At 42.0% G+C, this 20,896-nt stretch carries 21 protein-coding genes; 6 read left to right on the plus strand and 15 right to left on the minus strand.

Annotated features, from left to right (window positions below; translation table 11 throughout):
* Positions 1 to 15 precede the first annotated feature (15 nt).
* Entirely contained in the window at positions 16 to 1,467 is a 1,452-nt protein-coding gene (locus AACU25_RS28110; protein ID WP_190445753.1) for a hypothetical protein, read from the minus strand.
* 262 nt (positions 1,468 to 1,729) lie between these two features.
* On the opposite strand from AACU25_RS28110, the gene AACU25_RS28115 reads away from it, so the two are divergent.
* Positions 1,730 to 2,407 (plus strand): peptidoglycan-binding domain-containing protein, encoded by a 678-nt coding sequence (locus tag AACU25_RS28115; RefSeq protein ID WP_096581315.1) that lies wholly within the window; start codon positions 1,730 to 1,732, stop codon positions 2,405 to 2,407.
* A gap of 129 nt (positions 2,408 to 2,536) precedes the next feature.
* Here AACU25_RS28115 and AACU25_RS28120 read toward each other — a convergent pair whose 3' ends face one another.
* The 5 genes from AACU25_RS28120 to AACU25_RS37010 all read right to left on the minus strand — a co-directional run bounded on the left by AACU25_RS28120 (position 2,537) and on the right by AACU25_RS37010 (position 4,974).
* Positions 2,537 to 3,430, minus strand: a complete 894-nt coding sequence (locus AACU25_RS28120) for an SDH family Clp fold serine proteinase (protein ID WP_096581317.1) — start codon at positions 3,428 to 3,430, stop codon at positions 2,537 to 2,539.
* Between the two features lie 96 nt (positions 3,431 to 3,526).
* Positions 3,527 to 4,357 carry a Uma2 family endonuclease gene (locus AACU25_RS28125; protein ID WP_096581319.1) on the minus strand — a complete coding sequence of 277 codons (831 nt, stop codon included), beginning with the start codon at positions 4,355 to 4,357 and terminating at the stop codon, positions 3,527 to 3,529.
* Between the two features lie 21 nt (positions 4,358 to 4,378).
* Entirely contained in the window at positions 4,379 to 4,618 is a 240-nt protein-coding gene (locus tag AACU25_RS28130) for a type II toxin-antitoxin system HicA family toxin (protein ID WP_096581321.1), read from the minus strand.
* Complete coding sequence (locus AACU25_RS28135) at positions 4,618 to 4,842, minus strand: type II toxin-antitoxin system HicB family antitoxin (protein WP_096581323.1); 225 nt, start codon at positions 4,840 to 4,842, stop codon at positions 4,618 to 4,620. The genes AACU25_RS28130 and AACU25_RS28135 overlap by 1 nt, the downstream gene beginning before the upstream one ends.
* Before the next feature lie 36 nt (positions 4,843 to 4,878).
* Positions 4,879 to 4,974 (minus strand): hypothetical protein, encoded by a 96-nt coding sequence (locus AACU25_RS37010; RefSeq protein WP_321206686.1) that lies wholly within the window; start codon positions 4,972 to 4,974, stop codon positions 4,879 to 4,881.
* Between the two features lie 441 nt (positions 4,975 to 5,415).
* Between AACU25_RS37010 and AACU25_RS28140 the strand changes: the two genes are divergently transcribed.
* Positions 5,416 to 5,898, plus strand: a complete 483-nt coding sequence (locus AACU25_RS28140) for a hypothetical protein (protein ID WP_096581325.1) — start codon at positions 5,416 to 5,418, stop codon at positions 5,896 to 5,898.
* A 563-nt stretch (positions 5,899 to 6,461) separates the two neighbouring features.
* On the opposite strand, the gene AACU25_RS28145 is transcribed toward AACU25_RS28140, so the two are convergent.
* Genes AACU25_RS28145 through radA form a run of 3 tightly spaced genes read right to left on the minus strand, consistent with a single transcriptional unit; the run spans position 6,462 to position 9,004 of the window.
* A complete protein-coding gene (locus AACU25_RS28145; RefSeq protein ID WP_096584182.1) occupies positions 6,462 to 6,656 on the minus strand; it encodes a hypothetical protein in 195 nt (64 codons plus the stop codon).
* Positions 6,657 to 6,688: 32 nt separating this feature from the next.
* On the minus strand, positions 6,689 to 7,399 hold the full coding sequence (locus AACU25_RS28150) for a Uma2 family endonuclease (RefSeq protein WP_096581327.1): 711 nt from the start codon (positions 7,397 to 7,399) through the stop codon (positions 6,689 to 6,691).
* A 30-nt stretch (positions 7,400 to 7,429) separates the two neighbouring features.
* Complete coding sequence (radA, locus tag AACU25_RS28155) at positions 7,430 to 9,004, minus strand: DNA repair protein RadA (RefSeq protein WP_096581329.1); 1,575 nt, start codon at positions 9,002 to 9,004, stop codon at positions 7,430 to 7,432.
* 170 nt (positions 9,005 to 9,174) lie between these two features.
* Here radA and rpaB point away from each other — a divergent pair, with 170 nt between their 5' ends.
* From rpaB to AACU25_RS28175, 4 genes are all read left to right on the plus strand, one after another.
* Positions 9,175 to 9,903, plus strand: coding sequence for a response regulator transcription factor RpaB (rpaB, locus tag AACU25_RS28160; RefSeq protein ID WP_045868271.1), 729 nt, complete (start codon positions 9,175 to 9,177; stop codon positions 9,901 to 9,903).
* Between the two features lie 100 nt (positions 9,904 to 10,003).
* Positions 10,004 to 10,666, plus strand: coding sequence for a cofactor assembly of complex C subunit B (locus tag AACU25_RS28165; RefSeq protein WP_096581331.1), 663 nt, complete (start codon positions 10,004 to 10,006; stop codon positions 10,664 to 10,666).
* Between the two features lie 6 nt (positions 10,667 to 10,672).
* Positions 10,673 to 11,191 carry a DUF456 domain-containing protein gene (locus tag AACU25_RS28170; protein ID WP_096581333.1) on the plus strand — a complete coding sequence of 173 codons (519 nt, stop codon included), beginning with the start codon at positions 10,673 to 10,675 and terminating at the stop codon, positions 11,189 to 11,191.
* 779 nt (positions 11,192 to 11,970) lie between these two features.
* Positions 11,971 to 12,585: a PEP-CTERM sorting domain-containing protein gene (locus AACU25_RS28175; RefSeq protein ID WP_096581335.1), complete on the plus strand. Its 615-nt coding sequence runs from the start codon at positions 11,971 to 11,973 to the stop codon at positions 12,583 to 12,585.
* 250 nt (positions 12,586 to 12,835) lie between these two features.
* On the opposite strand, the gene nblB is transcribed toward AACU25_RS28175, so the two are convergent.
* The 6 genes from nblB to carB form a co-directional block, all read right to left on the minus strand.
* Complete coding sequence (gene nblB, locus AACU25_RS28180) at positions 12,836 to 13,498, minus strand: phycobilisome degradation protein NblB (RefSeq protein WP_096581337.1); 663 nt, start codon at positions 13,496 to 13,498, stop codon at positions 12,836 to 12,838.
* 128 nt (positions 13,499 to 13,626) lie between these two features.
* A complete protein-coding gene (locus tag AACU25_RS28185; protein WP_190445752.1) occupies positions 13,627 to 14,091 on the minus strand; it encodes a CBS domain-containing protein in 465 nt (154 codons plus the stop codon).
* A gap of 200 nt (positions 14,092 to 14,291) precedes the next feature.
* Complete coding sequence (mutT, locus tag AACU25_RS28190) at positions 14,292 to 14,717, minus strand: 8-oxo-dGTP diphosphatase MutT (protein ID WP_096581339.1); 426 nt, start codon at positions 14,715 to 14,717, stop codon at positions 14,292 to 14,294.
* A gap of 323 nt (positions 14,718 to 15,040) precedes the next feature.
* Positions 15,041 to 15,385 (minus strand): DUF760 domain-containing protein, encoded by a 345-nt coding sequence (locus AACU25_RS28195; protein ID WP_096581341.1) that lies wholly within the window; start codon positions 15,383 to 15,385, stop codon positions 15,041 to 15,043.
* A 335-nt stretch (positions 15,386 to 15,720) separates the two neighbouring features.
* Entirely contained in the window at positions 15,721 to 16,677 is a 957-nt protein-coding gene (locus AACU25_RS28200; RefSeq protein ID WP_096581343.1) for an RNA polymerase sigma factor, RpoD/SigA family, read from the minus strand.
* Positions 16,678 to 17,387: 710 nt separating this feature from the next.
* Positions 17,388 to 20,648, minus strand: a complete 3,261-nt coding sequence (gene carB, locus AACU25_RS28205; protein WP_096581345.1) for a carbamoyl-phosphate synthase large subunit — start codon at positions 20,646 to 20,648, stop codon at positions 17,388 to 17,390.
* Between the last annotated feature and the right edge of the window lie 248 nt (positions 20,649 to 20,896).

The raw sequence follows: 20,896 nt of genomic DNA on the forward strand, positions 1-20,896 counted from the left end.
CCAGTCCCCAGTCCCTCATCTCCCCGACTTTTCCCGGGCTGTTAGCGCACTACTACCTGTGATTGGCTGCAATGGTACTTGTGTGCGTAACTGTCTAGTTTGTTGGAGAATTTGCTCTAGATCTTCTTGAGATAAGCGCTGAACGTAATTCAGTTTGACTTCTTCTAAAAAGTCAGATAGTAAACTCTGAATTTCGGAAAGTACTTGTTTGTTCTGGACTTCTGTACCTAGGGCTTGGCTGAAGCTTTGGACTAACTGACTGGTGAGTTTTGCCCCAACTGGATCTTCTACAGCACTGACTAATACGTTATATAGACTAGTTGTGATTTGATTTACTAGCTGCTCACTAATTTGGGTTTGGGCTTGAGCTATGCCTGGAAGAGTTTGCAGGTTGCGATACATCGGTACTTGCTGTAAGGCAGTGTTGATATTGTGACGCAAAATGGCGTTAATTTCTGGTTGAATTTTGGGCAATACTTGGTAAACAACGGTTTGTACTAACAAACCTGCGATCGCTTCTACTTCATTGACATTATTAATATCTATGTAGGGGCGCAGGCTCTCTTGTTGCATCAGCCAGCGAGTAAATTCCCCACGCTGAATTGATCCCTGAATTTGGTTAATGACTCTCACCACCACAATTTCGGTGATTTCTTCGGCAAAATTGGCGACAATTCCTTGGTTAATTTGCCGCCATACTGGACGTAAATTTACTAACCGCGCTTGATCGAGGCGGATGATAACGGGGATAACTCGCAACCATCGCAAAAACGGCAACAGTAACAATAAATCGTACCAACGCCATAACACAGCATCTAACCAGCTAAAACCGGGATGACTGCGTCTGATATAAAAGCTACGTACTAATAACTCCAGCGCAAATAAACCGATAAAGGGTAAGTCAATTAGCCAAAAATCATCTAGTAATTCGCCATCTTCACCAATGCGGCGATAGTAGTTACCAGCAATTAAAGGGCGAATCTTCTGTTTAAAAAAATTAATTTCTGGGTTCCAGCCCTTTTGCGATAAATATTGCTGGCTCCAAAAAGTTCTAAAAGCTTGCTTGGCAGATTCTTGACCGACGCGATCGCGCATTCGGTTTTTGATTTTTTCTAAGGTACCACTCTTACCAACTGCGGCAAAGGGGTTAGTGTCAACCATTTCCGCGCTGAGACGGCTAATTTCTTCGAGCTTGGTTTGTACTTGAGGTGACTGTAACCCTGTCTGGCTTACCTGTTCCTCTAATGCTGTGACTGCTTGCAGGTAGCTTCTCGTTTCTCGATGGGCTTCAATGCCTTTAATTGGGTCATAAATTTGAGTAATTTGCGGTAATTTTCTGTAGTAAAAATCTCGCCAAGGTACGTAACTCAAATTAAACAAAACTAAGCATAAATTTGCCGTAGCTGTAATTGCCATAACTTTTTCAAAGTAAAGTTGTGGCCGCTGGGAAGATTTGATATTAGCCATTTTTTTAGTGTTGAATTATACAATATTTGGCTATAAGTTTTTAAATTATATAATTTTTGAGCTTTCCTAGATGACAGGACTGGTCGTTAAAAATCATTCCTGAGAATGATGAAAATTTCTTATTAAAGATTAATTAACTTAACCAATTAAAGTATTTTTAATCAAAAATAATTAATAATTAAGAAAACAGATGTTAAAGAAACTTAAAATGCACCTGTTAACCTTTATATTCTGCTGATTTAAACCAAAGGAGTTTTAATTTATGTGGTGTGGCTTTGGAAAATCAAGCGTTACCATTGCGACTGCTTGCCTAATTACAGCGAGTGTGGTGTCTGCAAGCACTTCTTTTGCTGCGCGTCAGCGTAACTATACACCCCAGCAATTTCGTGCTGTGCTTCATGGCTTAGGCTATAAAATCACCGTTAACAATTCACCCTTAACGGATAACGAAGCAAAACAAGCAATCCGTGAATTTCAAAAGGGTTACAAATTAGGCGTAGATGGGGTAGCAGGCCCAAAAACTCAAGATTGGGCTGCACAGATAGTGCAAATTTTACAAGCCAATTTAAATGTAGTAGTTAAACCCAAAACCCCCCTACCCCGGGATCAATTTTATGGGCCTCAGACAGAAGCTGCTGTTAAAGAAGCTCAGAAAAAATTGCAGCTACAAGAAACCGGAATTGCTGATTTAGCCTTCCGCCAAAAGCTGAATACGGAAGCTAAAAATGCTATTGGTAAACCAACAGCTAAACCGACAGCATCACCAACAGCTAAACCAACAGCATCACCAACACCAACAGCATCACCAACCTCTACGCCTACATCGACACCTACACCAACTTCTACAGCAACTCCCACACCAACTTCTACACCTACATCGACACCTACGCCAACATCTACAGCAACTCCCACACCAACTTCTACAGCAACACCTCAATAGATACCCTAAGTGTTACTTAAAGTATGAAGTGTAAAGTCTGAAGTCTGAAATTAACTGGCCCATACAAGTATGGGAAAGACTAAAGATAGTTGCACTGTTTGGGTGCAGCCAAATAATTCACTTTATTCTTTATTTTGCCTGAGTTGGTTCTTCTAAAGGTCTGCCTTTGGGTGTCGGTAACATTGGCCGACGGTCATCGTAAGGCATGGGAATATACTGAACTGTGGGTCTACCTCCTTGTGGTTGAGGATACAGATCCATGAGTTCATAAATAGAATGGGGCAGCCCAACAGTAACGGGTAGCCCCATTTCTGTTGCTTCTTCTACGGTAATGGGATAGTCGTGAGTGACACGTCCAGTTGTTAAAGCTTCAATAATTGGTTCAATATTTTCTGGGCTGACTTTTTGTTTAGGAATACTGTCTTTGAGCAAAGTCCGCACAAAGCGCTGTACCTGTTGAATGGCTTTACCTGCTAAGTCTGCCATGATTAATGTTTGGTCATCAATTTCGCCGATGGGTTTATCTTTTACCACCTTCAAGATACTTGCTGCGGGGAAGTTACCTAATTGGGGATCGACTGGCCCTAAGACAGCATTTGCATCCATAACAATTTCATCAGCAGCCAGCGCCAGCATTGTGCCGCCACTCATGGCATAGTGGGGTACAAAGACGGTAACTTTTGCTGGGTGGCGAATTAATGCTCTAGCAATTTGTTCGGTAGCTAAAACTAAACCGCCGGGAGTGTGCAAGATTAAATCGATGGGAACTTCTGGGGGAGTGAGGCGAATTGCGCGTAGTATTTGTTCTGAGTCTTCAATGGTAATGTAGCGTGATAAGGGTATCCCCAGTAAGCTGATAGACTCTTGACGGTGAATTAATAAAATCACCCGGCTGTTACGTCCTTGCTCAAATTCTTGTAAGGCGCGCAAACGGCGATATTCAATTTGACGCTTTTGCCAGATGGGTTGTAGGGAAGAGAGGAGAAGGAAAATCCAGAATAAATCGCCAATTCCAAATGCCATAGGATTGATTGTCTCAAAATAACTGTTGTCGTCATTAATTGTGACAATTTTCAGGCGATAGCAATTCTATCTACAGGTCTATTAAGTTATTTAAAATCACAATAATTCTTCTAAATCATCAGGATTCACGCCTAATTGCCGCAAACGTTCAGCTAGTTGTGCTGCTTTTGTTTTAGCTTGTTCCGCTTCTTGTTTAGCATCTCTAGCTTCTTGTTCTGCAATCATAGCTCGTTCGGTAGCTGCAGCCGCTTCTTCTGTAGGTTCAGGAATCAATTCTCCTGCTAAAGTGAACCACCTTAACCACAATCTTTCAATATCTCGAAATGAGCCTTGCCATAAGCCTAAACTTAATCCGATTTCTGGCATGAGTAAGCGTCCATCAGTTAAATTCATTGGTTCATAATGACCGCCTACTAACTGAAATGCTTGGAGTTCATCTGTGTAACGACTAAACACAATATAGTAAGGAACTCGCAAAATTCGTTCGTAAACTTCCCATTTAGTAGGAGGTTTATCTGTGAGATTTTGTTTATTACCTAAATCTTCATCTTCTGTTCCTGGGGATAATAATTCCACAATTACAAAAGGATTGGCTGGTTCTTGCCATGTGACATAACTTAAACGTAAATCCTCACCTTGATATTGTTTTTGCACGCCGACAACACCAAACCAATCTGGGCGTTTGTACCATAAAGGATGTTGTAAATCGTAGTAAAGATTGAGGTCAGCAGCGCTGAAAACTAGTTCGGGATTCCAGTTTATTGGTTGAAAAGTTAAGTATAAAAGTAAGGGCTGTAAAAAGTGAAAATAATCTGGCAAACCTGGCTCCTCTAGGTTATCGCTGGGTAAATCATACATTGTGGGTAGGGTTTCCCAAGGAGGAAGGGGCGGGTCGGATTGGGGGATATATTTGGGGAAAGTGGTCATAGTAAAGTTTAAAAATTTTCTTCAAGATTGTTCATAAGCTGTCAAAAATTCTTCCCGCGAGATACCTGCTTGAGTACAGATACTTCTCAACGTTGAACTTTTAATTTGTGGGTGGTTAGGTATAGTTAACGGAGTTCTCGTACCATCTTCATTTTCTCGCACCATGACAATATGTTCTCTTTCTCGGACAATACTAAATCCCAATAACTCTAATGCTTTAATCACCTTATTTTTTGGTGCATCTACGGGGAATTTTGGCATTAAATAGTCACCTCAGCTTCAGCTATAAAAGCCTCTAAAACTGGTGATTCGTCCTCCAAAACATCCTCACCAAATACTTCTATATGGCATTGGATAGCTGATTTAACATCAGCTAAAGCTTCTGCATAAGTGTTACCTTCACCAACAACAACACCTTTAATACCAAGAGGATAGGCAATATAGCCATCAGGATGCTTTTCAACAATAATTTTGATTGGTTTCATTGATTTAGTTAGTCATAGTATGAGTTGGGCTTCGCATTACACAATAATTTGTATATGCCTGTTATTCAAAGATTTGTAATATTTGATTGCTTCATCTTGAGAAAGGCGTTCATCATCTTCCGATTCTGCCATTAGCTTTACCAAGCCGTAGTTTTCTAATATTTCTGCAATTTTTTCACAGCAATAGGTTGCTGATTTTCATCCATGACGTAATTTTTATTGATTTCTAGCATTTTTGTGGTGTGTGATGAATTATTGGCAAGTCTTAATACTATTTTGACGCTATTATTCTACAACTAGCGGCGAAGTGCGATGTCTAGGATGGGCTACGCTTACAGATCTATTAATGCCAAATTTTGATATTTTCGCTACGGCTATTATCTCTATCTTTTGGGATTCATTGCGTCAAACGCCACTGACTTGCAAAGGGGAAATTTTTCCCAGGCTGGTAAGTCTGAGATATCACTTATGTAATGGTATAAAATTTTTTATCTTAATTGGTGATAAACAACTATATTTGACTAAATATCTTGGGGAATACTGAAATTTAGTCCCAATTAAAGTGTATGAAAGATGGCAGACAATCAAGTCAGCGCAAAAATTTCCACAGCAGATAGAGAAGCGGTGATGGAAGCTATTAGTACGATTCGGCAAAAGTTACCGTTTTTGATTGATTTGTCTACTGAGGAACGTAAAGCTTTACCGAAGCTGGGAGATAAGAGTCGGGCGTTTGTCAGTAAGGCGTTGGAAATAGCTGCACAAAATCCTGATTTTTTACCGCGTTCTTTTGATGTGGATGAAATGCGGCGAGATATTGAATTATTTGAGGCTTTGTATCCGATTTTGCTGTCGTTGACGCAATTGCAAGAACTGGTGGATGATACTTCTGTGGCTGTTGGCAGTGAAGCTTATGCCGCGGGTTTGCTGGTATATAACTATGCCAAAGCTAGTGGTAAAGGCGCTGGTTTAGATTCAATGGTTGATGATTTGGGGCGAAGATTTGCCCGAAAAGCGAAAAAAGTGCAACCGCAAACGTCGTACTCTTATGAAATATAAGATTTATCGTTATTTGTGAGGGATAAGAACCCCACCCCCAACCCCCTCCCCGCAAGCGAGGAGGGGGCTATGATATAACTCATGTGGTTAGGAAAGGTTATAACTCGACGTTCCTAGATAAAAACATCAACTTTGAGCTTCTGAACTTGGGTGTTTTAGTTTTCAGGGAAAAACTCCGAGTCAGAAGCTTAAATTTTGCGGTTTGAAATGAGAATGTTCTGATTTGGAACGAGAATGTTTTGGTTTGAAACGAGAACGTTTTCGTTTTAGGTGAGAATGTTCTGGTTTGGAACGAGAACGTTTTGGGTTGAAGTGAGAATGTTTTCGGTTGAAGTTAAAATTTTTGTGTTTAGAACTAAACAGTTGCTCTTTAAAGGAATTATCATGACAAAACAACCATATTGGTAGGGGCACGGCATCCACAGACTATCGGTGATAACGATAAAGTCTCGGTGCCGTGCCCTTACAAGCGGAATAATTTATTTATTGATGTTCCCTAAAGAACCATAGCTAGGGTAAGTTAAGCTAACGCCTGATATTTTTGTAGAGCAATACAGTTTATTTCAGCAACAACCCCTTGAATAAAACTGCGATCGCACCTTAATTATCTGTTTACTGTATTGACGCTGTGATTGTACAACTGGCTGCGATCGCCAAATTTTGATATTTCCGCTAGGGTCTCCCGCAGCTAGCCAATCTTTATCGGGAGTAAAGGCGACGTAATTAACCTGGCCGTCATGACCAGTAAGGGTGGTAATTTTGCTGAATTTTCTTAACTGATGTCAAAAATCTAATCTTGCGGTTCAATTCCCGCCGCCCGCAATTGTGCGGCTAATCTTTCAGTGCGTTGTCGTTCTTTTTGGGCTAATTCTGAACCCCAAAGTAGTAAATTTCCTTGTTCATCCCACCAGCGCAACCAGTTTCCGGTACGATTTTCACGAGTACCTTGCCATACAGCGAGATAAAGATTCATTTGGGCTATCCAGTAACGCTGGTTTTCGTTGGGGTTTTGGACAACGTATCTGCCAGTATTATTATCTAAGCAATAAACTTCTAAATCTCCGCTATCAGGTTCAAAAATAGCGTAGTTTGGAACTTTTAATACGCATTCGTAAAAAAACCATTTACCTGGGGGGTAGGTGGGTTTGATGGAGTATTCCCCACCTTCTGTATCAGAAAGAAATTCTATGACAATTACAGGAATGTCTCCCTGTAGCTGTGGTGTGTAACTGCGGGTGACATCTTCTCTATTAACGCTAATTTTGGGAATATACGCCCAGTCTGGGGCTTTGACGACAATTTTGCCATTTAATGTGGCACAGATACCGTAATTTGTTGGTGTGAGGGCGTTGGGTGGAAGTTTACCAGCAAGTTCTAAACTTTGTGTTAGTGCTGCAGCTAAGGCTGGTTGGTTGATGTTGTCCACTGGATCGTCTGGGAGTTTGTAATCGTCGGGTAGTTTTTCCCAAGTGATTTGATAGTCTTGGGTAAAGGCTGTCATGGCAGGTTTTCCTTTGTTTATTAGGGAAGATTACTCGTCTAGGTCAGGTTCTAAATCTTCTTCTGTCAGTTCTTGATGGGGGATAGCAGCGATAATTGCATCTATTACTTTGGAAACTGGTAAAATTTCGATATTAAGGTCGGGGAATTTTTGCCCTTTGGGGACGATCGCTCTTTTAAATCCCAACTTCGCTGCTTCTTTTAACCGCAGTTCCATCTGAGAAACCGATCGCACTTGTCCCCCTAACCCGACTTCACCAATCAAAACTGTACCTGGATCGACGATGCGATCGCGGAAACTTGCAACAATGGCGATCGCAATTCCTAAATCTACGGCTGGTTCTTCCACATTTAAACCACCAGCCGAAGCGACGTAGGAATCTAGCTTCGACATGGGAATGCCTACGCGTTTTTCTAACACCGCTAAAATTTGCACTAAGCGGTTATAGTCAATCCCGGTAGCGGCGCGTCGGGGGGAAGGGTAGCTAGTGGGGCTTACCAAAGCTTGCAATTCTACAACAATCGGGCGTGTTCCTTCGCAAGCCACAACAATCGCCGTCCCTGGCGCTGGATCGTCACGATTACCTAGAAATAACTCCGAGGGGTTAGGAACTTCACGCAATCCATGAGATACCATCTCAAAAATACCGATTTCGTGAGTTGCACCGAAGCGGTTTTTTACTGTCCGTAATAACCGATGGGATGCAAAGCGATCGCCTTCAAAATACAATACGGTATCTACTAAGTGTTCTAAAACTTTCGGCCCTGCGATCGCACCTTCTTTGGTCACGTGTCCCACAATTAACATTGTGATATCTTCGTGCTTTGCCACTTTCATCAGTGCAGCCGTACATTCCCGCACTTGCGCTACTGAACCAGGAGCAGATGTCAGTGCCGGAAAGAACACTGTTTGAATACTATCAATTACTGCCACATTTGGTTTAAGAGAGTCTATTTCTCGGAGAATTTCTTCTAAATCGGTTTCTGGCAATATATATAAATCTGCACCTATATTGTCAGGGTTTATACTTGTGGTGTCTATGGCAACAGGTATGGCTTCACTTTTAGGATCTATGGGAACAGCTGTTACTTCCTCTACAACTGTATTTTGATCGCCCACTACATTCACACCTTTTGCTACACCCAAGCGTGAAGCTCTTAATTTTACCTGTTGACCTGATTCCTCTCCTGTGACATAAAGAATGCGGTATCTCTGCGCCAATTGATTAGAGACTTGAAGCAGCAAAGTTGATTTACCAATTCCTGGATCGCCACCAATCAACACCATCGAACCAGGGACAACACCACCGCCCAAAACCCGATCTAATTCTCCATAGCCAGATTCCCAGCGCGCAATTTGGCGATCGCTAATTTGATCGAATGTTAAGGAAGAGCGCGGTTTGGCTGGTTTATTATGAGCTTTGCCATTAGTGGATGCTGATTGCCAACCACTAACTCCTCCCCGGCTGGGTATATCCACCGATGATTGGATAGAAATTTGTTCTTCTAAAGAATTGTAAGTGCCGCAAGCGGGACACTTACCAAACCATTGAGAAGATTCTGCTCCACAATCGTTACAAATGTAAAAGGTTTTGGACTTTGCCATTCTTAAATCTTATTAAATAATCTTAATTTTTCCTTAATTCTTGGCGAAAAGAAAAGTTCAATAATAGTAGTAGTTACAGCTTTTTTTCATCTAATTCATGGAATGATATCTTAATATTATGGTATTAAAAATTAATCATGAAAAATTTTAGTTAAGGAGCGTTGAGAAACTTGGAAAGTCATAAAGAAAAAATCCTGGTGGTAGACGACGAAGCCAGCATTCGCCGGATTTTGGAAACGCGCCTTTCCATGATTGGCTACGATGTAGTGACTGCTGGTGATGGAGAAGAAGCTTTGGAAACTTTTCGCAAAGCTGACCCCGACCTGGTAGTTTTGGATGTGATGATGCCAAAACTTGATGGCTACGGTGTTTGCCAAGAACTACGTAAGGAGTCAGATGTCCCTATTATTATGCTAACAGCCTTAGGGGACGTAGCCGATCGCATCACCGGATTAGAGTTAGGCGCTGATGATTATGTAGTCAAGCCGTTTTCGCCAAAGGAACTAGAAGCCCGGATTCGCTCTGTACTCAGACGGGTAGACAAAACCAGTGCTTCGGGAATTCCTAGTTCTGGAGTCATCCACGTTGCTAATATCAAAATTGATACGAATAAGCGACAAGTTTACAAAGGCGATGAGCGCATTCGCTTAACTGGTATGGAATTTAGCTTACTAGAGTTACTCGTTAGCCGCTCTGGAGAAGCTTTTTCCCGTTCGGAAATTTTGCAAGAAGTGTGGGGTTACACGCCAGAACGCCATGTAGATACCCGCGTGGTAGATGTGCATATCTCCCGTTTGCGCGCCAAATTAGAAGACGATCCCAGCAATCCTGAATTGATTCTCACCGCCCGCGGCACTGGTTATTTATTCCAACGGATAATTGAACCTGGCGAAGAATAGGGAAGATGAGGGAGATGAGGGGGATGAGGGAGACAAGGGAAACTTACCTATTGCCTTCTTGCCCAATGCCCCATGCCCAATGCCCCATAGCCAATAACAAATGAATAAACCCGATCCCAATCTAGTTTTACGCCGTCTACCCATAGTAGTTGGCTGTTTAGGCGCTGTACTTTTGCTAATTAACCGCTTGTTAACACCGGAACTGACAGAATCGCAAGCCCGTGGGGATGTACTGGGCGTGATTCTGAGTGCGGTGTTAATTTTAACTGGCTTGATTTGGCAGCAAGTACAACCGCGATCGCCTGATATTGTACAACTGATTGGGGAGGAAGGTTTTGTGTTGACTGCGGATTTACCAGAAGCCGTGAAAACAGAACTAGCTTGGGCATCCCATTTATTATTAACTAACACCGTCACGCGATCGCTCTTAGTTTTTTACCAAGGTAAGGTTCTGTTACGTCGCGGTATTCTGTCGCCTAAATCTGAAGTTGTACCAGGCCCAATTTTAAAAAGGGTATTGGAAACAAAAAAACCAGTTTATTTAGTTGCATTAAAAGTCTATCCCGGCAAAATAGAATTTGATTATTTGCCCGAAAATACTCAAGGGGTAATTTGTCAACCTATTGGTAATCAAGGTGTATTAATTTTAGGAGCAAATGCACCTCGCAGTTACACCAAACAAGATGAAAATTGGATATCTGGAATTGCTGATAAATTAGCTGTAACTCTCAGTTCCTATTTGCAAGTTGAGTCAGAAAGTTAAAACTTTATGCAAATTATCTATTGGTTACTGATTGCAGTGATGGTTGTGGGTGTTATCGGCGCTGTAGTTCCTGCCATCCCTGGAACCAGTTTAATATTAATTGCAATTATTATCTGGGGAGTTGTTAGCAGTTCCTTTGCAGCAATTAAAATACCGCTAATTGTCACGGTTATTGTGTTGCTTCTGAGTATTGGCGTAGATTTTTTAGCAGGTTATATAGGTGCAAAACAAGCTGGCGCTAGTAAGTGGGGACAAATAGGCGCATTTGTGGGTTTGCTATTGGGATTCTTCGGGTTATTACCAGCTTTACCCTTTGGCGGGCCGCTATTAGGTATTTTAATAGGGCCATTATTGGGCGCAATTATTGGTGAATACCTTTACCAACGTCAATTAGGAATAGCAATTAAGGCTGGTATCGGGATTGTCGTTGGTACAGTCGTGGGAAATTTACTGCAAGGAATATTAGCGATCGCTGCAGTGGTAGTTTTTATATTGAACACTTGGCCGCAAGTCTTTGGCAGCTAAGATTTCCTGTAGATTAAGCAAATAAAACTTTCGTAGGGTGGGCATTCATTGTCTACCCTATTTTATTGGTGATCAGAATTCGGTGAATAATACCAATTCAAATAATGTTTGCGACAGATAAATTCTTTGTAGGGGCACGGCACCAATAAGATATTTGATATGCCAAAAGATTGCGGATGCCCTGCCCTAACTATCTGTCGCATTCTTTTTTCAAAATAGTATAACAGGTGGATTTGAGAGAAATTACGATTTTTTAACCATAACAAATTCTTCATTTATAGTTTATAAATTTTTTATACTCAGCTTATACAAAAGACAAAAACAGTTCATCTGGAAAACACAATTCTTACTGAGTTATCTAAGTGCGTATCATCCACAGAATTTGTATAGAAATCTTTAAAAATGAAAACTAGCAGTTTGTTAAACATACTGAAGCCAAACATTTGCTAATCCAGGAAAATTACGTAATTTTAGAGCCTACCAAATGACGTATCTAGTAAATGCCACTATGTAATCAATAAAGTTTATATCAAGATAAATAGGTAGCTCTTGCGTATTAGTGAACAGCTATGTAATTCTGTAAGAGTGATAAATAAATCACTCGCTAAAAACCAACAGGGTCATTGTTCTACCTAATTCATTCAGAAAATAATTCTAATCTAGGTGATAAAGATAGAAGATATTAATGCTCTTTAATTGATGGTTTTCTGCATTCATCACTAGTTTTAGAATTACATCTAATTAATAAACTAATTTTTTTACAGGAACCTTAAATCACAATGTTTGCTATTAAATCTAAAGTCATCAACTCTGCCCTAGCTGCTACTGCTGTACTTCCTTTAGCTATTGCTGGAATAGTAACCTCTGCTAGTTCTGCTCAAGCTTATAGTGGTGGGTTTACATTTGACGGTTCTGGAACTGTAGCTGGTATTAGCAAGACTGGTATCACCTTTAATCCTAATCCTGGAACAATTGCATTAGGAATCAAAACTGGAGATTTTCTTGGAGATTCCACAGGCACCATTTACAGTTTCTTGAATACTAGTTTACCTTCTAAATTTATAGATGTTGGTGCAGCAGATGGCGTTAAACTTCTGAGTTTGACTAGTATTCTTTCTCCAACATTTACATCGGTTTTCGGAGGAACAGACGTTAGCTTTAATTTCACCGGATTGTTTGAAGATGGTAGCCAAGCAGTAGGAAATATTGATTTTACTACTTTACTGAATGCCACAAATGCACAGAATACATATAGTACAGGTGGAACAATTAATGCAAGTTTCAAAGGTGTGACAGTAGCCTCTGTTCCTGAACCAACTACATTACTCGGCTTAGGTGCTGTAGGTTCAGTCATGGCTATGTCTCGCCGTCGCAAAGCTCAAGCTAGTTCTTGAGCATTACCCACAAAATAAAAATTAAATTGTAGACAGAAAAGGAGTATCATTATTAATAGAAATATGTAAAAATACTTTCGATTTTGGTTTTCATTAAGTGTTATAGCTTTGTGTTCGTAGTAATCACTGAAGAAGTTACTACGAATTTTTTTATTAGGCTATTAATGGCAATGCACCTACACAATAAGGGCACAAAAATTTTGTACCCTTAAAAATTTTTATTTCACCCTTCAGACAAGTTTATGCACAATTAAACTGCCTGCAAAGATTTTTTAGCTTCATTGGCGATCGCTTCTACTTCATCATTAGCCATAGTCTCTAATACAGCTTTGGCATCTGCGCCACCCAAGTGACTCATCGCTTGCACAACTCTGTAGCGGACTTGCCAATCGGGATTTTTGGCATAAGGCGCTAAAAGTGGGACTGCATCTGTATTTCCCAATTCGCCAAAGGAACTAATCGCAGCAGTTTGAATTAACTCATTGTCAGAGGTGAGCGCTTGCTGGAGTAATTCAAAGCCTCGCGGATCACCTAACTCTCCCAAAGTAGCGATGATACTAAATTTGACTAGCCATTCAGGAGTTGCATCGTAAAGCTGCTGTAAATCATCAAAAGCTGATGTGAGTTTCAGCGCACCCAAACAATCTGCGGCGGCTGCTTGCACATCAGGCTCAGGGTCTTTCAGTAGTTCGCGTAATATATTCAATGATAATTCTGCATCTTGTGTGCCGAAGGTATCCAGTTGACTCACTGCTGAGTAACGGACACGAGCATTGCTGTCACTAACCGCAGTTTGAATTAATTCAAAAGCGATCGCAGGTTCTAAATCGCGGATTTGATTTACACCTCGCAAGCGATCGCCCAAATTTTCGGAACCGAGCAATTGCTGCACCGACTCAGGAGTAACACTCATTTATTTATCCTAAATTTTCAAAAAGGGTCAAGCGTCGTCAAGACGCAATTAATCGCGTCTGTACTCAAAAGCCAAAAGACTAATTACTTTTGACTTTTGATATTGGACTATTGACATTTAACTATTAACTAATCTTGCTCGGCGGCCATAGCGCGGATAATATCACCACGGGTAAGGATACCAATGACTTGACCTGCACTATCTAAAACTGGTAACCGATGCACACTGCGATCGTGCATAATTCTGGCTGCTTCTTGTAAAGTTTTATCAGGGCTAATAGTGATGGGATTATTGCTCATCACTTCCCCAACAGTTTGTCCCAGCGCTTTATGCAAGTCACGCTCATAATTAGCGGGATTTTGTAAATAGATGACACTATCGAGAAACATGATGTAAGCCGGAGGAGTCACACCTGTTTCTTGCCACATCAAATCAGTTTCTGAGATAATGCCCACCAATTTACCAACATCATCCACTACAGGTAATCCGCTGATGCGTCGTTCTGCAAGAATTTGTATGGCTTCTTTCAGTGGAGTTTCAGATCGGACAACCACCGGTTCACGGCTCATCACGTCGGCAACGGTTTTAGGCATTTGTCTGCTAACACCTTTTATCAAAGTCTCTGGGTTTATTTTAAAAAATTGCGGGTCGTAACCTGATGCAGTTCATACATCGTTACTTGTAATGGGCATTAGGCATGGGGCATTGGGCATTGGGTATAGGTAATTGGTAATTGGTGTTTTTTATTTTCCCCCTGCTCCCTGCTCCCTGCCCCCCTGCTTTTTCCCAGTCCCTAATCCCCAATCCCCACCCCCTGATTCAGTGCAGCGATAATTTGCACATTTGCTTTGGGAAAGGCAAACTGTTCTAAATCTGCTAAATTTACCCAGCGAATTTCATCACATTCTATAGCTTGTGGCACACCTGCTAGATGGCGACAGTGATGCACAGTTAGGGTAACGCGCAACTCTGTATAGGTGTGATCGATAGTAATGAGATGTTCTCCTACTGCAATTTCTATTCCTAGTTCTTCGTAAATTTCGCGTTTAATGCACTCTTCAACGGTTTCGCCAGGCTCAATTTTGCCGCCAGGAAATTCCCACAAACCACCCATTGCTCCTCCTGCACGGCGACGATCAATTAATATTTGGTCTTGCTCATTCCAAATTACAGCGACACCAATAATTTTATGGGGGAGGAGAGAAATAGTTTCACTCATGGTTGATGGGTACAAAATAAACTAGCAAAAAAAGGCAGAATTTCAAATCAATAAGCAAATATATAACTCGGCAAGCTTTTTTAAATGTTTGCCGAGTTTATATTGTATTATGCATTCACAATGTTTTGAATTTATTTGCCCAGATCTGACTAGCTATTCTGATTGTCTCAATTTCTGATTATATGTATGCTACCCCTAATCATAGCTATTATTTCAATCTATGCATAAGGGGTGATTTATCAGCATACTATGTAGATTTCGCAGAGTAATGTTTTTTGCTGATGTTGGCTTATATGAGTCTATATATGAACCCAACAAAATTATTATTCAATTTCGTTATTGTTGGTTTCAGTACCTTGAAGAACCATTTCAAAGTTCAATCTTTGTTCAGCATTACGCAGGAAATAACCACTAATCATGGCAGAGGCGAGAAGCCGTCCTAAACTTTCGCGGCTAGTAGTAATGCTAACGTCAAAGTGTTCTGAAGGTAGGTTACCCAAAAGACCAATAATATTGCGTTCCATTACTTGCAGAACTTCCGGAGAACTGGGTTTGGATAACTGAGAAACTGCCTCTGGACTCAAGGATTTAACATATTGCCAGAGTACATCGGTAGTTTCTGATTCACTGTCAAAAAATTCTGAAACTCGATTAGATGGGTTACTCACGTTGCATCTCCTTGATTAATACTACTAGCTACGGTTTTTATAAAGTTTAAAAATAAGTGCTTATCTCGTATTGACCTCAGCTAGTACTTTGCTGTTCATGTCAATTAATGTAACAAGTTCAATTTGATTAGTGAGTAGGTGTAACCGTACCAAACTCGGCGTGTTTTCTCACCTGATATTGATGATACTGCTAATTTCAAAAGCCAGCAGCTTGCGCCACCTTGATTTCTAATCAATTGTCTTTCGTCCTTTGTAAATAGCTCATACAAAGCACAAAGCCTGAGCGCCTGTATGAGGTGCTCAGAACTCTGTCAAAAAGGACAAAAGACAAATGACTAGCTGGCCAAATATTCATCCATGTTGGCTTTAGACTTGCGTAGTTTAGTGAGTGCTTCCCGCTCAATTTGCCGTACTCGTTCACGACTAATGTTGAGAATTTCACCAATTCTGGCTAAAGTTAGAGCTTGACCATCCATTAAACCAAAGCGCAGGGTAATTACTTCCTTTTGCTGGGGAGTCAGATCCCCCATCAGGCGCTCTAAGTCATTAGACAATGAAGATTGCATGACAAAATCTTCTGGGGAAGCACCTGGATCTTCTAACATTTCTCCCAGTTCGGTGTCGTAATTATCTCCCAACCGCAAATCCAGAGATAAAGGTAGACGAGCCTTTTCCAGGTACTCTCGCACCTGTTTAGGTGTCAATTCCAATTCTTTCGCTAACTCAGATGCAGAAGGAGCGCGTCCCAACCTTTGGGATAATTGCCGCTGTGCTTTTTTAATCTTATTCAGTTTCTCTGTAATGTGGATTGGCAACCGAATAGTACGAGCTTTTTCGGCGATCGCTCTGGTGATAGCTTGGCGTATCCACCAATAGGCATAGGTAGAAAATCTATAACCTTTTGTGGGGTCAAACTTTTCTACACCCCGTTGCATCCCGATACTGCCTTCTTGAATTAAATCTAGGAGATCGACATTGCGCTTAATATATTTTTTGGCAACAGATACAACCAATCGCAAGTTAGCTTCTACCATCTTGCGCTTGGCATATTCGCCTTCAGCGATCACTTCGTTCAACTCTGCCAATTCTAGATTTGTTGCTTTGGCCCACTCTTCTAAAGTTGGTTGATGACCTAACTGGGTGACAAGCTCATCCCTTATTTCATGCAAAGCAGTTGAACGCTGCACCTGTTTGCCATAAAAAATCTCTTCCTCGTGGGTTAAGAGTGGCACACGGCCAATCTCACGCAGGTAAGTCCGCACGAGGTCCGTGGCTGTCTGAGCGGTCTTCATGGCGCTACTCATTGGTAATGTTGGATTTGACGGTATGGTCATTTAGTGATAGATGCTTTGCCAGGGTGCTAACCAGTTTGAATGGGAACCCAGACTATGGTTTGCAATGTCACTGTCCGAAAAATTCGGCTGCTCATATTAATCTATTCAGGTTCTTAACTGCTCTAGACGTTACAGTTATTTACCCAGTTTCACAAGTATCTAGAGTTAGATAAAAGGTATTGAGTAGAACATTTTTTGGTTTTTCTCATGATTAATAATTGTAACATTTATGATAAAAATCTCATACTCTTGAGTTCGGAATTTTAAAGGCTGTTCCCATAGCCGTAACGCTGTCATATAGATGAATCTCGCTTATTAGCTGACTTCATAAATGTCTCTGGAGGAAGAAATTTGTTTCTCATAATTCTTAAAATAAATCAATGATAAGTATAAATAATGTTCTATAACAATTAATTAACTTTTGCTTTTGTTGGGAGGTTGGGGACTGGGGATTGGGGAACTCGGGGCCCCCTCTGGGGATAAGGGGTAATGGGGATTGGGGACTGGGAAAGGAGCAGGGACAGATGAGGGGGATGAGGAAGAAAAACAAATGCTGACTTCTCATTACCCATGCCCAATGCCCAATGCCCCATGCCCGTTCTTTTAACTTTTACCGTTTCCTCAGATTTGGAAAAAGTACCTTTTGCAAGAGATGATGATCAACATTCCTATTGCATCTGGCAGTATTCTTGGATGACTTTTACGTCTAAAGTGGTAGTTTGCAGCGAACGAATGGCGGCAACGGTGGCCTTTGCTCCTGCTATGGTGGTGATGATGGGGATTTTATAAGCCAAGGCTGTGCGACGGATTAACCGCGCATCAGTATGGGCTTCTTCTCCCGATGGGGTGTTGATAATTAGTTGGATTTTTTGGTTTTTGATGGCATCAAGGACATGAGGACGACCTTCATGGAGTTTTAGAACTAACTCAACAGGTAGCCCATGTTCCTGAAGGACTTTACGCGTGCCAAATGTTGCCATCACTGTAAAGCCCAAATCAATAAATTCTTTGACGACGTTTACTGCTGGGGCTTTATCGCGATCGCTCATGGACACAAATACAGTTCCCGACAATGGTAGACGCTCACCCGCAGCGATTTCGGCTTTGGCAAAGGCGCGACCAAAATCGGTGTCAATTCCCATGACTTCACCAGTGGAGCGCATTTCGGGGCCCAAAATCGTATCGGTACCGGGGAATTTATTGAATGGCAATACTGCTTCTTTAACCGCGATATGGGAGGGGATGACTTCCTGAGTGAAGTTTAGCTCCTCTAAGGTTTTGCCTGACATGATTAAGGATGCGAGTTTTGCCAATTGCACACCGGTGGCTTTAGAAACAAAGGGTACAGTCCGAGAGGCGCGGGGGTTGGCTTCTAGAATGTAAATTTGCGGTGAATAGCTACTAGCACCCACAACAGCAAATTGAATATTCATTAGCCCAACTACCGAAAGCGCCTGTGCTAGCTGCACTGTCCAGGTGCGAATTTGATTTAGCACTGCTGGCGGCAGGGAAATGGAAGGTAAAGAGCAAGCTGAATCACCAGAGTGAATCCCCGCTTGTTCAATGTGTTCCATAATACCACCAATTACGACTCGGCCTGTGTGGTCTGCGATCGCATCTACATCAACTTCGATGGCATTTTCCAAAAATTTATCAATCAAAATTGGATGATCGGGTTCTACTTGTACTGCAAAGGTCATATAGCGTTCTAGTTCCGCATCGGAGTAGACAATTTCCATCGCCCTTCCCCCCAACACATAACTAGGACGTACCACTACCGGATAGCCAATGCGTTTGGCGACAATCAGCGCATCTTCATAACTGCGGGCTGTACCATTGGGTGGTTGAGCAATACTCAACAATTGCAGAATTTTCTCAAACCGTTCCCGGTCTTCTGCCATATCGATAGAATCTGGGGATGTACCCCAAATTTTTGTGCTGAGTCCTGAGTTGGGATTGCTGAGTATTTGTTGCAGAGGTACGGCTAACTTCAACGGTGTTTGTCCACCAAACTGCACAATAATGCCTACAGGGTTCTCAGCTTCGATGATGTTGAGCACATCTTCTTTAGTTAATGGCTCAAAGTACAAGCGATCGCTGGTGTCATAATCTGTAGAAACTGTTTCTGGGTTAGAGTTGACCATCATCGTCTCATACCCTGCTTTCTTCAAAGCATAGGCTGCATGACAACAGCAATAATCAAACTCAATTCCTTGCCCGATGCGGTTGGGACCACCACCCAAAATCATCACTTTGGGTTTGTCGGTGGGTAAAACTTCGGTTTCCCCTTCGTAGGTAGAGTAGTAGTAAGGAGTAAAAGCTTCAAATTCAGCAGCGCAGGTGTCTACAGTTTTGTAAACTGGGACGACACCTAACTGTTTGCGGTATGCTCGTACCTCATCTTCGGTGGTTTTGGTAGCAAAGGCAATTTGGTGATCGCTAAATCCATCGCGTTTCACTTCATACATTTGCTCTTTTGTCAACTCTTTTAAAGGAGTGCGTTTGAGGAATTTCTCGACTTCTAACAGTTGTTGCAATTTATCGAGGAACCAGGGGTCAATACCTGTCAGTTCGTAGATTTCTTCATTAGTCAGCCCCAATTGCATCGCATGACGCACGGCAAAAATGCGCTCTGGGTTAGGTGTCCGTAACTGGGCACGAATTTGTTCGCCGCTAGGCAATTTCTCGGCTTTGTCGCAACCCCAACCTGCACGTCCAGTTTCTAGGGAACGCAGGGCTTTTTGGAAAGATTCATTAAATGTCCGAGCAATTGACATTGCTTCCCCCACAGATTTCATCTGCGTTGTCAACACTGGTTCTGAGCCAGGAAACTTCTCAAAGGCAAAGCGGGGAACTTTGGTGACTACATAGTCAATTGTCGGTTCAAAGGATGCGGGAGTTTTCTTGGTGATGTCGTTTTTAATTTCATCCAAGGTATAGCCAACAGCTAACTTCGCCGCCATCTTCGCGATGGGGAAGCCAGTTGCTTTGGAAGCCAAGGCAGAACTCCGGGACACACGGGGGTTCATTTCAATCACCACCACATCCCCAGTTACTGGATTCACCGCAAATTGGATATTAGAACCGCCAGTTTCTACGCCAATTTCGCGGATGATTTTAATTGCCATATCCCGTAGCCGTTGATATTCCTTATCGGTGAGGGTTTGGGCTGGCGCAACGGTAATTGAGTCTCCGGTGTGGATACCCATCGGGTCGAGGTTTTCAATCGAGCAGATAATCACCACGTTATCTGCCAAGTCCCGCATCACTTCTAATTCGTACTCCTTCCAACCAAGTAGGGACTGATCGATGAGAATTTGCGACACAGGGCTAGCATCAATACCCACCTGTGCCATTTCCTCAAATTCTTCCTGGTTGTAAGCAATACCGCCACCCGTACCACCCATAGTGAAAGCAGGACGAATAATTAAAGGATAAGTACCAATGCGGCGAGCGATCGCTTTTGCTTCTTCTAAAGATGAGGCGGTACCACTGGGGCATACCTGCACCCCAATCTTCTCCATTGCATCGTTGAACAGTTTTCTGTCTTCAGCTTTTTCAATAGCTGGGAGTTTCGCACCAATTAACTCAACGCCATACTCGTCTAAAACACCATTTTTCGCCAAAGCCACAGCGATATTCAGGGCAGTTTGTCCTCCCATAGTTGGCAATAAAGCATCGGGACGCTCTTTAGCAATGACTTTTGCGACCATTTCCGGTGTTAGCGGCTCAATATAAGTACGCTCGGCTGTTTCTGGATCGGTCATGATAGTCGCTGGGTTAGAGTTCACTAACACCACTTCATAACCTTCTTCTCGCAAAGCTTTACAGGCTTGAGTTCCAGAGTAGTCGAACTCACAGGCTTGTCCAATCACAATTGGGCCAGAGCCTAACAGCAGTATCTTCCGGAGGTCTTGACGGCGGGGCATAGTCTTAAGGGATGGAGTAAGAGAATACAAATCCTGATTATTTTAAGATTCTTTCTCCCTGGTCACGCTGTTTGTTAGCAAGTTTTCTAAAGTTTGATGACAGAAGGGGATTGGGGATTGGAGGCTGGGGACTAGGGATTGGGGATTGGGGGTTGGGGATTGATATTGCTCTTACTTGGTTAATCTCTGGTTTTTTGTATGTTGAAATTATTGGGAATTATCATTAGTAAATATTGCAAATAATTGGT

It is taken from the genome of Tolypothrix tenuis PCC 7101, assembly GCF_963874875.1.
Lineage (GTDB): Bacteria > Cyanobacteriota > Cyanobacteriia > Cyanobacteriales > Nostocaceae > Aulosira > Aulosira tenue.

Coding starts and splice junctions, on each gene's coding strand:
- AACU25_RS28110 (WP_190445753.1), bottom strand. CDS start 1,467: ATGGCTAATATCAAATCTTCCCAGCGGCCACAACTTTACTTTGAAAAA.
- AACU25_RS28115 (WP_096581315.1), top strand. CDS start 1,730: ATGTGGTGTGGCTTTGGAAAATCAAGCGTTACCATTGCGACTGCTTGC.
- AACU25_RS28120 (WP_096581317.1), bottom strand. CDS start 3,430: ATGGCATTTGGAATTGGCGATTTATTCTGGATTTTCCTTCTCCTCTCT.
- AACU25_RS28125 (WP_096581319.1), bottom strand. CDS start 4,357: ATGACCACTTTCCCCAAATATATCCCCCAATCCGACCCGCCCCTTCCT.
- AACU25_RS28130 (WP_096581321.1), bottom strand. CDS start 4,618: ATGCCAAAATTCCCCGTAGATGCACCAAAAAATAAGGTGATTAAAGCA.
- AACU25_RS28135 (WP_096581323.1), bottom strand. CDS start 4,842: ATGAAACCAATCAAAATTATTGTTGAAAAGCATCCTGATGGCTATATT.
- AACU25_RS37010 (WP_321206686.1), bottom strand. CDS start 4,974: ATGGCAGAATCGGAAGATGATGAACGCCTTTCTCAAGATGAAGCAATC.
- AACU25_RS28140 (WP_096581325.1), top strand. CDS start 5,416: ATGGCAGACAATCAAGTCAGCGCAAAAATTTCCACAGCAGATAGAGAA.
- AACU25_RS28150 (WP_096581327.1), bottom strand. CDS start 7,399: ATGACAGCCTTTACCCAAGACTATCAAATCACTTGGGAAAAACTACCC.
- radA (WP_096581329.1), bottom strand. CDS start 9,004: ATGGCAAAGTCCAAAACCTTTTACATTTGTAACGATTGTGGAGCAGAA.
- AACU25_RS28165 (WP_096581331.1), top strand. CDS start 10,004: ATGAATAAACCCGATCCCAATCTAGTTTTACGCCGTCTACCCATAGTA.
- AACU25_RS28170 (WP_096581333.1), top strand. CDS start 10,673: ATGCAAATTATCTATTGGTTACTGATTGCAGTGATGGTTGTGGGTGTT.
- AACU25_RS28175 (WP_096581335.1), top strand. CDS start 11,971: ATGTTTGCTATTAAATCTAAAGTCATCAACTCTGCCCTAGCTGCTACT.
- nblB (WP_096581337.1), bottom strand. CDS start 13,498: ATGAGTGTTACTCCTGAGTCGGTGCAGCAATTGCTCGGTTCCGAAAAT.
- AACU25_RS28185 (WP_190445752.1), bottom strand. CDS start 14,091: ATGCCTAAAACCGTTGCCGACGTGATGAGCCGTGAACCGGTGGTTGTC.
- mutT (WP_096581339.1), bottom strand. CDS start 14,717: ATGAGTGAAACTATTTCTCTCCTCCCCCATAAAATTATTGGTGTCGCT.
- AACU25_RS28200 (WP_096581343.1), bottom strand. CDS start 16,677: ATGAAGACCGCTCAGACAGCCACGGACCTCGTGCGGACTTACCTGCGT.
- carB (WP_096581345.1), bottom strand. CDS start 20,648: ATGCCCCGCCGTCAAGACCTCCGGAAGATACTGCTGTTAGGCTCTGGC.